This window comes from Dermabacter hominis NBRC 106157, from assembly GCF_001570785.1.
Classification (GTDB): Bacteria; Actinomycetota; Actinomycetes; order Actinomycetales; family Dermabacteraceae; genus Dermabacter; species Dermabacter hominis.
The window spans coordinates 75,510-92,507 of record NZ_BCSI01000007.1; the positions used below are offsets into that span (position 1 = coordinate 75,510).

6 protein-coding genes are annotated in these 16,998 nt (G+C 61.6%); all 6 read left to right on the forward strand.

Annotation, left to right across the window (positions count from 1 at the left end):
* The first annotated feature begins 9 nt into the window (after positions 1-9).
* Positions 10-804: a sulfite exporter TauE/SafE family protein gene (locus DEHOM01_RS07520; RefSeq protein ID WP_061212201.1), complete on the forward strand. Its 795-nt coding sequence runs from the start codon at positions 10-12 to the stop codon at positions 802-804.
* Positions 805-921: 117 nt separating this feature from the next.
* Positions 922-2,523, forward strand: a complete 1,602-nt coding sequence (locus tag DEHOM01_RS07525; protein ID WP_061212202.1) for a Na+/H+ antiporter NhaC family protein — start codon at positions 922-924, stop codon at positions 2,521-2,523.
* 3,725 nt (positions 2,524-6,248) lie between these two features.
* Positions 6,249-10,088 carry a phosphodiester glycosidase family protein gene (locus DEHOM01_RS07545; protein WP_061212206.1) on the forward strand — a complete coding sequence of 1,280 codons (3,840 nt, stop codon included), beginning with the start codon at positions 6,249-6,251 and terminating at the stop codon, positions 10,086-10,088.
* A gap of 150 nt (positions 10,089-10,238) precedes the next feature.
* Positions 10,239-12,041, forward strand: a complete 1,803-nt coding sequence (locus tag DEHOM01_RS07550) for an ABC transporter ATP-binding protein (protein WP_061212207.1) — start codon at positions 10,239-10,241, stop codon at positions 12,039-12,041.
* 51 nt (positions 12,042-12,092) lie between these two features.
* A complete protein-coding gene (locus DEHOM01_RS07555; RefSeq protein WP_061212208.1) occupies positions 12,093-13,457 on the forward strand; it encodes a carboxylesterase family protein in 1,365 nt (454 codons plus the stop codon).
* A gap of 321 nt (positions 13,458-13,778) precedes the next feature.
* Positions 13,779-16,998 (forward strand): YPDG domain-containing protein (locus DEHOM01_RS07560; protein ID WP_174519435.1); only part of this gene is annotated, 3,220 nt, incomplete at its 3' end.

Consider the following 16,998-nt stretch of genomic DNA (forward strand, 5'->3'; position numbering starts at 1 on the left):
GGTGACGCGATGAACGCCGTCGTCTTCGCGGCGGTGATCGGCGTGGGCATCGGCCTCGTGGTCGGTGCCCTCGGCGCGGGTGGAGGCATACTTTCCGTCCCCGTACTCGTCTTCGTGCTTGGCATGGCGCCCCACGACGCGACGGGGGCCTCGCTCGTCGTCGTGGGTCTCACCGCGATCGTCGCGCTCCGCCACCCCGCAAAGCAGGGCAATGTCCGCTGGAGGGAGGGGCTCACCTTCGGCGCCGTTGCCATCGTCGGCGCCGCCCTCGCCTCGCGACTCTCCCTTTTCGTGCCCGAGCGAGCCCTGATGCTCAGCTTCGGTGCACTCTTGCTCGTCGTCGCCATCGTCATGGCGCGCCGCGCCTACACGACGAGGCTCGACGAGAACGTGAAAGAGAGGGGGCCGACGCTTGCTGGGCAACCGTCGGAACCCGAGCCCCAACCTTCCTGGCTGGCCCTTGTGCTCGCCGCGAGCGCCACGGGGCTCCTCACGGGCTTTTTCGGCGTCGGTGGAGGGTTCCTTGCCGTGCCGATGCTCGTGATCGCGCTCGGTCTGCCGATGCGTGCGGCGTCGGGCACGAGCCTGCTCGTCATGATCATGACGTCCGCCGCGGCGCTGCTCGCGAGGATCGGGACACCCACGCATATCGACTGGCCGTCGGTACTCATATTCGCGGCCGGAACGGTGCTCGGGGGGATGGCCGGTGGGCCCCTCTCGGCGAAGGCACGGCCCTCGAGCCTCACGGCACTTTTCGCGGTGCTCCTCGCCGGCGTTGGGGTGTTGACGCTCGCGACCGCGTAAGCATTCGTATCCTTCACCACGTATCGATCCCCTCGGGGACCTCTCCACTTTCCCCTCGGGACAACGGCGTTTACTGTGGGGGTGTTCCTGCGTCTGCGACACGCCTAGGAGGTCCCAGTGGTAGAGACCTACCCGATCCTCACCCTCGTTCCGCCGATCCTCGCGATTCTCCTCGTGATCGTGACGAAACGCGTGCTCATATCGCTCTTCGCAGGCGTCGTGGCAGGCGCGATACTGATCGCTGACTTTTCTCCGCTCGGCTCGCTTGGCGAGGTCGGCAAGGCCGCCCTCGGACTCGTGTGGGAAGACGGCGGGCTGAACTGGTACACGATCCTCATCATCGCCTTCCTCCTCGAGCTCGGCACGATCACGTCTCTCGTCCTCATGGCTGGCGGGACGTCGGCGTTCTCGGACTGGGTGGAAAAGCGCGTGAAGACACGACGCGGGGCCCAGATTCTCACGGGCCTTTTGAGCCTCTCGTTCTTTATCGACGATTATTTCAATGCTCTTTCGGTGGGGCAGATCGCGCGGCCCATCTCGGATCGGCAACGCGTCTCGCGCGCCAAGCTCTCGTACCTGATCGATTCGGGCGCGGCCCCCGTCGTCGTGCTCATCCCCTTCTCGAGCTGGGGTGCCTCCCTCATCGGCATCATGTCGCCGATCCTCGCGGCCTCCGCTCTTCAGATGAGTGAGGTCGAGGCTTTCGTGCGCGCCGCGCTTATGAACTTTTACGCGGTTGCCGCGCTCGTGTTTTTGTGGCTCGTGATCGCCTGGCAGCTCAATTTCGGGCCCATGCGTAAGGAAGAGGAGCGAGCCTTCGCCGGAGAGGGCGTGCACGCCGATGAAAAAGACGCTCCCAGCCAGGCGACTGACAAGCTTCCGCGTCACGAACCGGGCGCGAAGCGCGCGCTGCTCGTTCCGTTCATTCTGCTCATTCTCGGTGTCGTGGGCGGAATGTACGTCACCGGCGGCATCGAGGCCGGCGCGTGGGATCTCTTCTCGACGATGGCCAATGCCAACGTGGCGCTGTCCCTCAACGTCGGCGGCATCATCGGCCTCATCGTCGCGTTCTACTACCTGTACCGCTACACCCTCTCCAACCCGGTCTTCTCCTCAACCGTGCGTTTCGGTGGCGCTTTCCAGGGCGCGAAGTCGATGCTTCCCGCGATTTCGATTCTTCTTCTCGCGTGGATGCTCGGCGCCGTCATCGGCGATCTCGGCACGGGCAGCTTCCTCGCCGACGTCGTTGCGCACGTGAACCTTCCGGCTCACTGGCTCGTCCCGATCCTGTTTGCGATGGCCGGTCTCATGGCGTTCGCGACCGGCTCCTCGTGGGGTGCGTTCGGCATTCTGTTGCCGCTCGCGGGCCAGCTCATGAATGCGTCCCCCGGAGGCAATGAGCTTCTGATCGCCGCGTTCGGCGCGGTCATCGCCGGCAGTGTTTTCGGCGATCACTGCTCGCCGATTTCCGATACGACGATCCTGTCGAGCACGGGCGCCGGCTGCAAGGTGAGTACGCACGTGAACACCCAGCTTCCCTACGCGCTCGTCGCGGCCGGATCCTCGCTCGTGGGTTACGTCGTGTTTGCGGCAACGGGAGTGGCGCCCGCGGGCTTCGCCGTGATGCTTCTTGTGCTTGTCGCCGCGGCCCTCGTGCTGCGTGCGCGTTACGGCGGTGAACGATCCGTGAACTCCGGTGTTACCGCTGGCGCAGCCTGAAGTTCACCGACGGGCAAGGCCCTGTGAGGACTCGATTTCTAGCCTGAGCTTGACACTGTTTGTCGAGTTCAGGATAGAAATCATGCCCCGAGTATCCCGGTTTTCACGCTCGTAACCTCGCCCAGGTAACGGCAACCGCGGAAACTGGCGACACTGCCTACGCCGATGGCAACGGCACCACAGAAACCATCACGAAATCCAGCTGGCAAACGCCCCGCTCCGCCTGCTGCCAACCCGCCAGCGGACACAGCACCGACATCATCATCATCGAAGCCCACCCAAAGAGCTGACGTCATTCAACCTTGAGGGGACTTAAGTCCGCTTCTCGCTCCTTTTACGTGGCAGTAAAGTTTCTCTGACTCCCTCTTCGGGGCGTTACGGGAGCAGCAGTGATGCTGCAAGTGAGTAGAGGATTCTCGCGTGGGTGGCTGGTCTAGTAATCGTGTGTTTCGTCGTGCTGTTTTGTTGACGGCGTATGGGGTGTCGGCGGCGTTGGTGTCGGCGGGTTTGGTGCCTGCATCGCAGGCCTGGGCTGATACCACTCCTCCCCCTTCTCCTTCGCCTGTGGAGCAGGCCGCTCCCGCCTCGGGTGGTGTGGTTGACTTTCCGTCGGCTGTGATCCAGGCCCGAGCGACGGGCAAGCGTGTGGAGGTGACGGCGGAACGGTCGGAGTCCTCGAGCACGTGGGTGAATGCGGATGGGTCGGTGACAACAGAGCAGTTCGCGGCTCCAGTGCGGTTCAAGAACGATAAGGGTGAATGGGCCTCATTTAACACTGATCTGGTTGAGAAGGCGGATGGTTCGCTTGCTCCCACGTCAGTGCCCGAGGGAGTCGTGTTGGCGGGGGAGGTGAAGGGCACAGATGCTCGACCGGAAGGATCTCCGGAAGGCTTCCCGGTTAGCTATGAGTAGTAGGCGCGCGGAGGTATCAGGCAAAATGGCTAGGGAGCCAGAAGAAGACTTAGAGCGCACAGAAGAGTCTGGGGAAGACAGTAAATTTCATGGATTCCTTATTCTGATAGATTCTGCTACTTATGCGACTCTGCGCACACTTCCCGACGGGGTAACATTCGTTTCAATCGCGGTAACGGTAGGAGCCAGTCTTTTGTTGACGTATACCGGCTACGAGCTTCTTTTGAAAGAGGACAAGAAATTTTCACAAGGTGGTCTATGGTTAGCCCTTGGGAAGAGCCTGAGTGTCGCTTTAGGTACATCGCTTGTGACATCAGTGTGCACTAGTTCGATCGTCCTGACGGTGATCTCTCTGGTCGCGGCAATAGTGTTTGAGCTACTTCTGCTCGGGTGGACTAGACTTTGAACTGTGTGGCGCATAAAAGTGCGATTGTGTGGCCGGTGCCAATAGTTGCTGGGGAGCGCAATCCCATCGGGGCACGGGGTGCCGGAATGCCGATGAGGGGTGGACTCCCGTTAATGTCCTGCAAGATGAGTAGCAATTAGGAGCACTTATGTGGGCTGAGAGCAATAGATCAATATTCCGTAAGGCACGAAAGACTCTAATGCAAATCTTGAGGGAGGAAAATCCAGCGAACATCCCAGAATTTGTTATGCAAGAGTCGGCGTTGCTGTACTCTGCCGAAGCAAATGCTATTTACAGATACGCTCGCAATAACGTTCAAGAGGATATCAGTAGTGAGCAGGTAGAACAGGTAATATATGATGCTAGCCTTGACCCGCTAGATGCTAATGCTGTAAGTCGCGCAGCAGAGAGAATCGTGGAGGCTTTAGTGTAGCGTCACTTGTGGCACGGTGGGCCCGTTTAATACTGCACCAATGAGGCAGGACTTCGGCTATAGACACGATCTATGGACCTACCGTCCTTCTAGTCACGAACTATACTATTGACGTAGTCACAACTGTAGAACTGCCAGCAGAGAGCGGACAACTGGCGTCAGCGATTAAGGCCTGGAGGAGCTACGCAGAGTACGGAGAGAACCAGCGAACCGTAAACCAAGTATCTAAGCTTCGACCGCCCTCCTCCCTGGGTTGGCTTGGTTGAAAGTGGCGTGAAAACTCAGATGAGTATGCCTCGTTGTACCTAATGGGCAAGCGGCTCTATCACCCACCGTCGGGCACCTTTACAGCTAATGATCCGATGAATCAGTGTGACACTGGTGGGACGGCAGCGTGCAACAGCCGAGCAGTCAGCAAAAAGTATGCATATGGGAAAAATCATCGCCACTTTCTGGACGCATACGCCATACAAAACGGCGCCTCTAAGCAAATAAGCGCGACAGATTGAGCTACGGTCAACTGGGCTCATGGGTTCTTGTATCACGTGACTACAATAAAAGTGCAGCGGCGATTGCGGTGGAAAACGACAATCTACGAAAGCTGCAATAAGATTGGGCGCTGGGAGCGACATTACTAGGCTTATGAATACAAACAAGTTCGCGTTACATATGATAGGTATATTGGTCCGGTTATGATCAAGCGCGTACACAACCAGGAAGAGATGCGAGCCTTGACGGGATGGATGGATCGTGGTTGATAGGAGTTTGTGGCAGATGCTTTACAGGGCTTTCCTTGTCACGCGGCCTTGGCATTGGAACCTCGCTGCTCTGTTGGTGCTCGCTGGCTGGCACCTTGCCGCGTTGCTACCCCTGCCTCGTTTCATAGATCAACAATCCGTATGGATTGTGCCGCCAATAGTTATTGGCTGCCTAATAATTAGCGGGGTGCGAGGAAGCGATCGCTTTCAAACTGAATCACAGCCTCCGCTGGATCCCAAATCTCGATAATTGCGACGGCCTAGCTGTTTTTACTAAATCGAAGGGTTATGTACTGCTTAAGCCAGTACCGTTCCGCCTGTCGCGAAGTCTTCTTGATCAAACATAGGGAACATTTGCATCTGCTTAGCGGGAACATCTCCGGTTGTGAGCCAACTCGTTCTGTCTAGAGAGGTGAAACATTGCAGTTGGGTTATCCGTGAAACGCGGCTCCAATTGCTCGTCCATAGGTGGATCTAGAGCGCGTTAGGGCAAGTGGCGGTCGAGCAGCCAAATTGAGTAACTAAACAAAACCTCGAGCCCTGACCGGGGCTATTTTCAGAGTGCTTGTAATTTTTGGGCACTCCCAAAAGGATATCGTTCAGGATGACTGTCGTCGTGCTGCCGTTGTACTCAGTACTCGCGAACCACTGTGAGCGCGTGTAGTTTCTAGCGTTTCCGTCGTGCCAGCGAGTGTTGGCTAGGAAGCCCTTCGCGCATTCCCACAAACGCGTTGCGGTTGCATTTTTCTACGCGCTCGGTCTTGACCGCCGACGCAGCCTCGTATCACCTCTCGCGCTGTCGCAAATATCTGTGAAATCCTTGCCTTCGATGCTCGCTGGGCGCGTGCTCGGGTGGTCGTCTCTGCAGGGTGTGGGTGCTAGTTGTGTAGGTCGCCTAGCGCCACGGCGAGATTGCTCTGCACGCCTACTCCACGGTCTGGCGGCGTTGCTTTGTTGACGGCGATGCTGATCCCTCGAGGGCGGAGCTGAGCACGAGTGCGCCCACGCCGCAAATACGTCTCAACGCTCTCCTGACCGCGGAGCGCAGCGGTCGTCGCCGCGGCCCTCGTGCTGCGCTCGCGCAGCCGCGGTGAAGGAACCGTTAACTCCGGTGTTGCCGCTGGCGCAGCCTGAAATTCACCGCTTGGTAAGGCCCTGTTAGGACTCGATCCCTAGCCTGAGCCCGATACTGTCTGTCGAGTTCAGGATAGAGATTATGCCCCGTATCCCCGCCTCGGGCGAGGTTGCCCCCGCCGGCGCTTCGCGCACTCGCCGCACGCGCGGTGGCCTTCGCGCCCTCGCCATTGCCGCGGCCCTTGCCATTGCCGTTCCCGGTAGCTTTGCCCTCCCAGCCGATTCCCCCTCTGTTCTCGCGCCGGCCACGGCCCAGGCCGCTCCAAGCGAAGACGACGTTGCAAAGGGTGGCGTGTTTGCGGATTCGCAGACGCGCCGCGTCGCACCGGGTCTCGACCTCACGACCTTCTCGCGGCTCGAGAGCGCGGGCTGGAACGAGGGCAGTGTTCTGACGGCCGATCTCACCGAGCAGACCCTCTCGATGGACATCGTCAACTCGGGAACGGTCACAAGCCGCGCACCGCTCGGCGAACTCATGACGTCCGGTGATCGCGGCAGCCAAGCTGTCGCCGCGATCAACTCGTCATTCTTCGACATCAATTTCAGCGACGCGCCGGTCTACAGCTCGGTCTCGAATGGGAAGCCCGTCGTTGCTTCGGATAGCAAGCGCCCGGCGTTCACGATCGCGGGCGGCAAGGCCGTGGTGCAGGCCCTCACGACTTCCGGCAAGGCCACACTTGCCGACGGTTCCTCGTTTGAGCTCGCTACCCTCAACGACCCGAGCATCCCCGAGGGCCAGATCGGCGTGTACAACGCCCGTTGGGGCTCCTCCGCGCTCGATCGTCCCATCGGCGGCCCCGACAAGGTGAGCACTCACGCTGCGTTCGCGCTCATCCAGGATGGCGAGGTCGTGAAGTCGAGCGGGATCGTCGAGAAGGGCGTGGGCGCACAGGAGATCCCCGAGGGTGCCCAGCTCCTCCTTGGCCGCGAGGCAGGTGCCGACAAGGTCGCGGCCCTCAAGGTCGGCGACAAGGTTGACGTTGCTATCGGCCCCGATCAGAAGGTCGACCTGGGTGTGCAGGGCAGCGACCAAATCCTCAAAAACGGCGAGGTCATGGCGACGTATGACGACCCTCTTGTCACGACCGCGCACCCGCGAACCGCGATCGGCGTCAGCAAGGACGGCTCGAAGGTGTTTGCGGTCGTGCTCGATGGCCGCAGCGCCGACTCACGCGGCATGACCCTTCCCGAACTCGGCAAGCTCTTCAAAGACCTCGGCGCCTACAATGCCGTGAACCTCGACGGCGGTGGCTCCTCCGCGATGATCGCGCGTGAGGCGGGCTCGGACGGCCCGACCGTGTGGAACACGCCTTCGGATGGCGAAGTGCGCAGCGTCGTCGATGCGCTCGTGTTCTACTCGAGCGCGCCGAAGGACGTTATCTCTGACGCCAAGATCTCGACCTCCCTCGAGAACGAGAAGAGCGTGTTCCCCGGCCTTCACCGCACGGTGAGCGGCACGGCTCTCGGGAAGAATCTCGCGCCGCTCGCGGCCGACGGCACCTACGCCGCCGAGGGCAACGCCACGGTCGACAAGCTCGATTCGACTACCGCCGTCGTCGAGGGCGTCAAGCCGGGCGCCGCAACCGTCACGTACACGACGGGGGCCCACCAGGATTCACTCAACGTGCGAGTCCTTGGCGACCTGCTCGCGATCCGCCCGAGCGCCCGTACCCTGAGCCTGCCCGATTCCGAGTCGGTCCGCAGCGTCACGCTCACGGGTGTAGATTCCGACGGTCGCCGCGCTCGCATCGAAACCCAGGACGTCAAGGTCAAGGCGAGTAAGGGCTTCACCGTGACCGATGACGGACTCGGCACGTGGACAGTCGCCGGAACCGGCGATGCCGAAGCCGGCACCGTGACGTTCAGCGTGGGAGATGTCGAGACGACGATCCCCGTGAGCTACGGAACCAAGGAAGAGCAGGTCTTCGACTTTTCCGATCTCGGCGCCTTCAAGGACGGCAATGCGCGTGCGGCCGGCTCCCTCGAACCCGCGACGGGCGAGGATGGCAAGAGCCCCGCTGTTCGCCTGCAGTACGACTTCACCCAGTCGACCGCGACCCGCGGCTACTACCTGATCGCGAACGAGCCCGTGAAGGTCGAGGGCAACGCGCTCGCGTTCACCGCGGATGTGAAGGGCGATGCGACGGGCGTGTGGCCGCGCCTCCAGGTCGTCGACAGCAAGGGCACCCGCACGAACATCAATGGCGAAAACGTTACCTTCGATGGCTGGTCGCAGGTGGTCTTTAAGGTTCCCGAGGGCGTCGCCCAGCCGTTGACCGTCGAGGCAATTCGCCTCATGGAGACCCGCTCGGACGCCCAGTACAAGGGCGACGTCACGATTTCCGGGCTGCGCGCGCTCACCACAAGCCCGGCCTCGACGGATGCGAAAAGCGAGGCCGCAATTCACGACCCAGCACTGCTCGCGATGGGCACGGTCAATGATCGCCCGCAGCGCATCGCGGTCATGAGCGATGCCCAGTTCGTTGCCCGCGACCCCAAGTCGCCCCTCGTTCAGGGCGCGCGCCGCACGCTTCGCGAGATCAAGGCCGAAAAGCCCGACCTGCTCGTGATCAACGGCGACTTCGTTGACGAAGCAAGCCCCGAGGATTTCGCGCTCGCGAAGACGATCCTCGACGAAGAGTGGGGAACGGAGATCCCCTATCTCTACGTTCCCGGCAACCACGAAGTCATGGGCGGAAAAATCGAGAACTTCGAGAACGCTTTCGGCTCCGTGACGAACGAGCGTACGCTCGGACGCACGAAGATCCTTACCCTCAACACCGCTGGCGGTAGCCTCCGCTCCGGCGGTATCGATCAGATTGCGCAGCTCGAAAAGGCCCTCGACGAGGTCGAGAACTCTGACGCGCTGACCGGCATCGTCGTGTTCTTCCACCACCCGCCGAGCGACCCGCTCCCCGCGAAAACGAGCCAGCTCTCTGACCAGCGCGAGGCCCGCGAACTCGAGCGCGTGCTCGGTGAGTTCCGCGAGCGCTCGGGTAAGTCGGCAGCCGTCGTCAACGGGCACGTGGGAGTGTTCAACGGTTCGGCCGTCGAAGGCGTCACCTACCTGATCAACGGCAACTCGGGCAAGAACCCGGACGGCACGCCCGAGACGGGCGGCTTCACCGGGTGGACGATGCTTGGCATCAACCCAGGCGCAGGCAAGGTCGGCGCGAATCCGACGACTGCGGATCGCGTCGCGTGGCTCGCGGCCGAAACCAAGCCGTGGGTCGATGACATCACGCTCACGCTCCCCAAGGTCCTCGCCGAGGGCGAGAGTGCCGATTTCAGCGCCGTGTTCACGCAGGATGGCCGCACGGTTCCCGTTGCGTGGCCCGTCACCGCTCAGTACTCGGGTAGGGGAGTTCTCGTGGACGACGGTTCCGAGGCGGCCGAGGTTGCCGACGACAGCGCCGTGATCCGCGTGAATCCCCTGACCGGCGAGGTCACCGCAATCCGCCCCGGCGAAGCCGAACTCGTCGTGACGGTCAACGGGCGCAGCCACTCGCAGTGCATCACGGTCGAGGGCGCGAGTGCCCCGGCGAAGCCGGCTCCGAGCGAGGAGCCGTCGGATGATGCCGTGGCGCCGGCCGAGCCCGCACCCGCCGAAGGTGATGCAGGATCTGGCGCTGTGGGATCCGAGGGAGCGAGGCCCACGGACGAGGGCACCGGCGCCGAGGGCCCCGCTAGTGACGGAAGTGCCGCCGAGCAGGGCGCGGGCGTGAATCGTGGGGATACCCAGACGGGTGTCGCCGATTCCGGCACGGCATCACACCCCGCGCGAGTGACCGCTCCAGCGGCGGGCGGCCATGCGTCCCTCCCACGCACGGGCGTCGAGCTCGGCGGAGCGATCGCAAGCCTCATGTTCCTCGGCCTCGGCAGCGTGCTCCTCGCACGCTCGCGTAAGGCGAGCATGAAGTAACCGAAGAGCCCTCGTTCGAGAGCTCAGGGGCGCCGGCATCGTGGGTTTCGCGAGCCGGCGCCCACTCCATTATTGAAAGTGGGAGCAGTTCCTCACACTGCGGAAACGACGTGCGCTCGGCAACCGTCGGACCTCACCTACCCTGGAAGGGTGAAGGCACTTTCGAGAATTTTCCGGTTTACGAGCGAGCTGTGGCCGCTCTACCTTGTGATCGTCGTGTCGGCGCTCCTGACGACCGCGATGACCCTCATCATTCCGTTCCTCATCGGCTCGGCAACCGACACCGCGACCGCCGCCGTGGCGGGGACGCTCACGCGTGATGAAGCCCTGCACGACATCATCGTGACGGCCGTCTGGATCTTCATCGCGTTCATGGCGAATGCCCTCATCCAGAACATCGGCGGGTACTTCGGTGACGTCATGGGCAACCGCCTTCGTGCAATGCTCTCCGTTCGCTACTACGACAAGCTGCTCAACCTCCCGCAGCGCTGGTACGACGAAGAACTCACGGGCACGATCGTCTCGCGCCTGAACCGTTCGATTGCCGAAATTGGAACGTTCGCGAAGATCGCCTCAAACGCCTTCATCTCGATGATCATCACCGCGATCGCCGTGCTCGCGATCAGCGCGTGGTATTGGTGGCCGCTTGCCCTCATCCTGTTCATCATGTTCCCGCTGTACCTGTGGCTGACCTCCCTCACGAGCGTCAAGTGGCAGCGACTCGAAGGCGAGAAGAACGAGCAGATCGACATCGCCTCGGGCCGCTTCGCGGAGGTCGTGGGCCAGATCCGCGTGGTCAAGAGTTTCGTGCGAGAAAAGAGCGAGCTTGCCTCGTTCACGAAGCGCTTCAACAGCACCGATGCGATCACGAAAGAGCAGTCGGTCCACTGGCACAAGATGGATGTCTACCGTCTCGCGGCGCTTAATTTCGCGTTCGCGGTGCTGTACCTCATCATCTTCATCCGCACGGTTCAGGGCGATTTCTCGGTCGGTGACATGGTCATCCTCATCCAGCTCATGAACCTCGTGCGCAACCCGATCGAGAACATGAGCTGGGTCGTGGACACGTCGCAGCGCGCGGTTGCCGGGTCGAAAGATTATTTCGCGGTCATGGACACGAAGGTCGAGGTATGGCCGACGCTTGCCGACGGACGATCGTTCCCGGAGGCGGTGGAGGGTGCCCCGCGCATCGTTTTCGACCACGTGAACTTCGCCTACGAAGAAAACCACGATGTTTTGCACGACATGAGCTTCCACGTGGACTCGGGGGAGAAGGTCGCGCTCGTGGGCGAATCCGGCGGTGGCAAGTCCACGATCGTGAATTTGATTTTGGGGCTGTACCGCACCCGCACGGGCGAGGTGCGCCTTCGCGGCCACAACGTCAACGAGCTTCCGATCGACGTTGTGCGCTCGCGCGTGGGCGTGGTGTTCCAGGATGCGGCGCTGTTCAGCGGCACGATCCGCGAAAACATCGCCTACGGCCGCCCCGAAGCGACCGATGAGGAAGTGCGCGAAGCGGCTCGGCGCGCGAATGCGAGCCAGTTCATCGAGCGATTCAATGACGGCTACGACACCTTGATTGGGGAGCGCGGCCTCAAACTTTCGGGCGGGCAGCGCCAGCGCATCGCGGTTGCGCGCGCGATGCTCAAGGACGCCCCGATCCTCGTGCTCGACGAGGCGACCTCCGCGCTCGATACGAAAGCCGAGCGGCAGGTCCAGGCGGGCCTCGATGCGCTCATGGAGAACCGCACGTCGATCATCATCGCCCACCGCCTCTCGACGATCGCGGGTGTTGACCGGATCATCACGCTGCGCGATGGTCGCATCGACGAGATCGGCACGCCCGCCGAGCTTGCCGCTTCCGGCGGTATCTACGCCGAGCTGCTCGCCCTGCAGAACGCGGGCGGCGCTGAGGCAAAGAAGCTGCTCGAGAGGTTCGGGATCACCGGCTGAGATCCTCAGGCTAGTCTCGAGGACGCCGAAGGGCGTTCGTACGATGGTGTCGTGACTTCCGAGCGTTTTTCACGAGAGCAGAGCATTGTGGTTGACGCGCCGGCCGGGCGCATCACCGGGTGGCGCGACGGCGAGGTGATCCGCGCGACGGGGATTCCGTACGCGCGTGCGGGGCGCTTTGAGAAGCCGGTGCCCATGCTGGACCTGGGGGAATTCGAGGCGCGCGAGTGGAGCTCGTCGGCGCCGCAGAACACCGTGGAGGAGCCGCCGCTTTTCGGCCCCGAACTGCGGGAGCTTGGCGTGAGCGAGGACTGTCAAAACCTCTCGATCACCATTCCCGGTGATATCCGGGAGGGCGAGAAGCTTCCCGTGATCGTGTGGATCCACGGAGGTTCGTATGTCGTGGGTGCGGGCGATTCGTCGTTCACCGATCCCGCACGGTGGGTGGCGGAGCGCCGAGTCATCGTCGTGACCGTTTCATATCGCCTCGGGGTGCTTGGCTTCCTCGGCTCCTCACTCGGCCCCGCGAACCTCGGCCTGCTCGACCAGGCGGAGGCATTTCGCTGGGTTCGCCGTAACATTTCGTCGTTTGGCGGGGACGCTGCGCGAGTGACGGCACTCGGGGAGTCGGCGGGGGCCGACGCCATCCTGCACCACGCCGCCGCCATGGGGCACGCGATCCTCGAAGGCCGAGACGAAGAGCTGCTGTTCGACCGCGCGATTGCACTCAGTCCACCGCTCGGGATCCGCGAGGGGCGCAGCCGCATGAACGCGCTCAGCGCGAGGATTCTTGAGAAGCGCGTGAAACGGGAGTCGTCCCTTGACGACCTGCTCGCGGCCCAAAAAGCGATTGAAACGGCAGCGGCGCCCTTCGGCTACGCGGGGTCGATGCCGTTCGGCGTCCAATACGGCCACGACCCACTTCCGCCGGAGGAGGACGTGCTCGCGGCGTGGCACGCGATCGCACCCAAGGTGCCCCTCCTCATCAGTTCAGTCGGAACCGAAAGCAGCTTCTTCGCGCATTCGATGCCTTTCGCCCGTTTTTTGCGGGGGCTTCCGCGCGTGGGGGAGCGGGCGTACTGGATGTTCGTGGATTCGGCGAGCAGGGCGGTGTTTACGAAAGGCATCGACTTTCTCGCGCACGAGTGGGCGGCTGCAGGCGGCATGTCGCACCGCGCCGTGGTTCCGTGGAGCGTGCCCGGCAACCCGTTTGGCTCCCCGCACGTCATGGACATCGCGCTGCTGTTTTCTCGCGAGGACTCGTGGCGTAGTGCGCTCCCGTTCGAGGGGGCGACGTGGGACGAGGTCGATCGCGCCGGTGCCGAGCTTCGGCGGTATTTTGCGGAGTTTGCGAGCGGTACGAGCGACCACCCCCTCACGAAGGAGCCGCGTGTGATCCGCGGCTTTGCTGCATAGGCCAAGCCTGATCGCCGCGGGAGGTGCAGCTCGGAGCGCAACCGCGGCGTGAAGGAGAGAGGCGTCGGTTCACAAGACGGCGGTGCTTACTTAACGTCGAGGTCACCGCTTCATAACGATCGATATGAAGTGCGCCCCGCAAGTGACGTACATCTCGCAAGCACGTGCTTTCTGCGCTAGGGTCGAAGTACCGCTGGATGTTACCGCCCTCTTTGGTCGTCCTTGGCTTGGAGTGGTGGCATACGAGATGAGGCTCCGGCTCTGCGCACGTCTAGTCGGTATTCGCCGAACTTCCAGATTTCTAGAGTTGAGGACAGAAGCATGATTTCATCCCATGAGCCAAGCGAGCCCAAGCGCCTTCGGCGCTTGGGTGTCTCGGCGCTTACCGCGCTCGCGCTCGTCGCGGCCACGTTCGTCGCGGTTCCACACAGCCCCTTCGTTCCCGAAGCCTATGCAGCAGGAAGCTTCACCGGAGGCATCCGCGACAAATCCGGCGTGGTAGAGAAGGACGCCCAGAAGGCTTCCGACCTGCCGGCAGGCACGTGTCTTGTTTCGAGCGGGGATTCTAGTGGATCCCAGGCGGGTTTCAGTTGGCAAAACCTGGAACCGAGCGCCACCAGCCCATCCAAAACTACGTGGGGCGTGAGCCTCGCATTTGATAACTCGCAGGACCGCACATTCGCGGACTGGAGCTTTAGTAACACGGGAAACCTTGGCTCCTTCTTGAACATTGGCACCGTTCCCTCGATGGATGTCGGTACGGCTTTCCCTGTCAACCCGCCTCTTTCGGTTACTCACAAAGCCGACGAAAGCATCAAAATTTCTGCGAATCGTAGTCTGAGAAATTTGAATCTCTTCGCCAACATGACCGACGCTGAGGTCAAGCAGTATGCAGAAGCCGATAAGAATAACCCGGTGCGCTACGCGTGGAAGGGCGAATACGCGAAGGACCCTACAACCCAGAGCCTTCGGGCTACCGAGGGAGGCAATGCTCGATTTCAGGCCTACGTGAACCCGTGGCCCAGTGAGAACATCCAGTGCGCCCCCATCACGGTGTCGTGGGAAGACTTCGAGAAACATGTCATCGTTGAAGGCGAAGAAACCAAGGTTGGCCACATCAATATCCCGGGCCTTTGGAACGGTCAGGAAGGCGATTCGCTCGATCGTATGGTCGTTGAGGCCTACGACGGCGAGAACAAGTTTATTGGCACCTCGAACACGCAGGCTTCTGGTGGGGAGCAGCTACTTCGTGTCGACGAGAACGGTGACATTTACTTCACATGGCCGAACTACCGTGGTACTGACCGGGCGACTGATAAGAACGTAAGCTTCTCAGTGCTCGCACTGCCACGTACTGTGGATCAGCTCAAAGCTGCAGTCGAGCACGAAAACGGTGGCTTTGGTTTCGCGTCCGAGAGCTCCAACTCGCTCGAGCGCTACAAGAAGCCAAACGTCATCGACTCGAAGTCGTTCTCCCTGGATGACACGGAGTACCACAACCCGCGGTACGACAAGACCGACGCATCGATCATCTCCGGCGTCGACAGCGCCACCGGCCCGCTTGCGACCGAGCCGCAAAAGGTTGTCTTCACTCAGACCCCGGACCTGATCAAGGACCTTGCCAAGAAGAAGGGCGACGGCGGCTTTGAAGCTAAGGTCACCCTCGACGAGAAGTACGTCTACGAGGGCTGGACCGTAGAAATGGACGAGGACTACAACGTCACCGTCACCGCTCCAGACAACCCGCGCCCAGGCACCTTCGCGCGCCCTGTGGTGACGGTCGAGTACTCGAATGGCTCGACCGACGTGCTCGAGCTCCTCGTGGTCGTTGACCCAAACAACACGCAGGTCACCGACCTGGTGCGCCCGAGCCTTTCGAAAGGTAAGGTCAACGAAGACATCACCGCCCAGGTGGGCACCAAGTCCATCATGAAAGGCCACAAGCCGGTTCACCCTGCTAAATTCGAAATCGACCCGTCCACTGTGCCTGAAGGCTGGACCGTCACCGTCGATGAGACGGGCAAGGTCACCGCGAAGGCGGACGACACGGTCGCACCGGGTACTGTCATCACCCCGAAGGTAACGGCCACCTACCCGGACCAGACGACCGATGAGATTGAGGTCCAGTTCCAGGCCATCGTCGACATCAAGATCCCGACCTACGACACGGTGGCGAACAAGCCGAACGCGCGGGTCAGCCTGACGCCCAAGCTCCCTGAGCGCGGCCTCAGCGGCAACACGACCGACGAAGCCCCGAAGCGCTACACCTTCAAGGACGGTAAGACCGAGTACACCGTCGAGGATGAGAGCGGTAAATGGACCGTCAAGATTGACGAGAACACTGGCAAGATCACCACGACGATCCCGAAGACCGCCCCTGAGGGCTATATCCTCGATATTCCGGTGCTCGCCTACTACGACAACGCTGACAAGCCGCAGCAGGTGAAGGGTACCGTCGTCGTACTCAAGGGCGATGCTGCTCCCGTCTACTCAGTAGAGGCCACCGGCCCGAACCAGGCGGTGAACCACAACGTTACCGACGCTCCGAAGGGCTCGAAGTTCTCGTTCGGCAAGAACGAAGACGGCTCTCCGAAAACCGAGCAGGAAGTAGACGGATGGAAGTACACGGTCGACCCGGACACCGGTGTCGTTACTTCCACCCCGCCGGCAGACGCCAAGCCGGGTGACAAGAAGACCGTTACTGTGACGGTAGAAACGCCAAATGGCGAGCGTCCCGAGGTGCCCGTCACCACCGTGGTGAAGCTGTCTAACAACTGGGAAGCGAAGCCCTCCTACCCGGTACAGACGGTGTACCCGGGCGAGTCCGCCACGCTGCCGGTGGAGCTCAACAAACCGGACAACATCAACGTCGCCAAGGAAAACCCCTACAAGCTGGGCGACGTTCCAGCCGGTTGGAAGGCCACCATTGACGACAACGGTCAGATCACCGCTACCGCACCTGCGGATGCTAAGCCAGGTGATCAGGTCAAGATTCCGGTGACTGTGACGTACGAGGACGGCTCTACCGACACCGCTTACGCTGTCGTGAACGTTGTTGACGTTCCCACCCGTGAAGTTCCATTCGACGTCGAGTACAAGTACGACGACTCCATCCCCGCTGGCACATACAAGGTTGAGACCGAGGGCGTGCCGGGCTCGGAAAAGCAGAACAAGGACGGCAGCTGGGAGCAGACCAAGGCTCCGGTGAACGAAGTCGTCGTCGTCGGCACGAAGCCCGCTGCAAGCGCTAAGGAAGTGACCTGGAAGGTTCCGATCCCCTTCCCGACCGAGGTTCGCGAAAACCCGGAGCTGAAGCCTGGTGAAACCCGGGTTGTTCAGGAAGGTGAGAACGGCGAGAAAACCTTCACCGCCAAGTTCACTGCCGAGGGCGACAAGGCTGAGGTAGCCGAGGAAGAGACCACTAAGGAGCCTGTCAAGCGGATCGTCGAGTACGGCCCGGGCCTCGCTCCGAGCGAGCTGGTGACCAAGACCGAGAAGCCGATTCCCTTCGAAACCGAGATCGTCTTTGACAACACCCTGG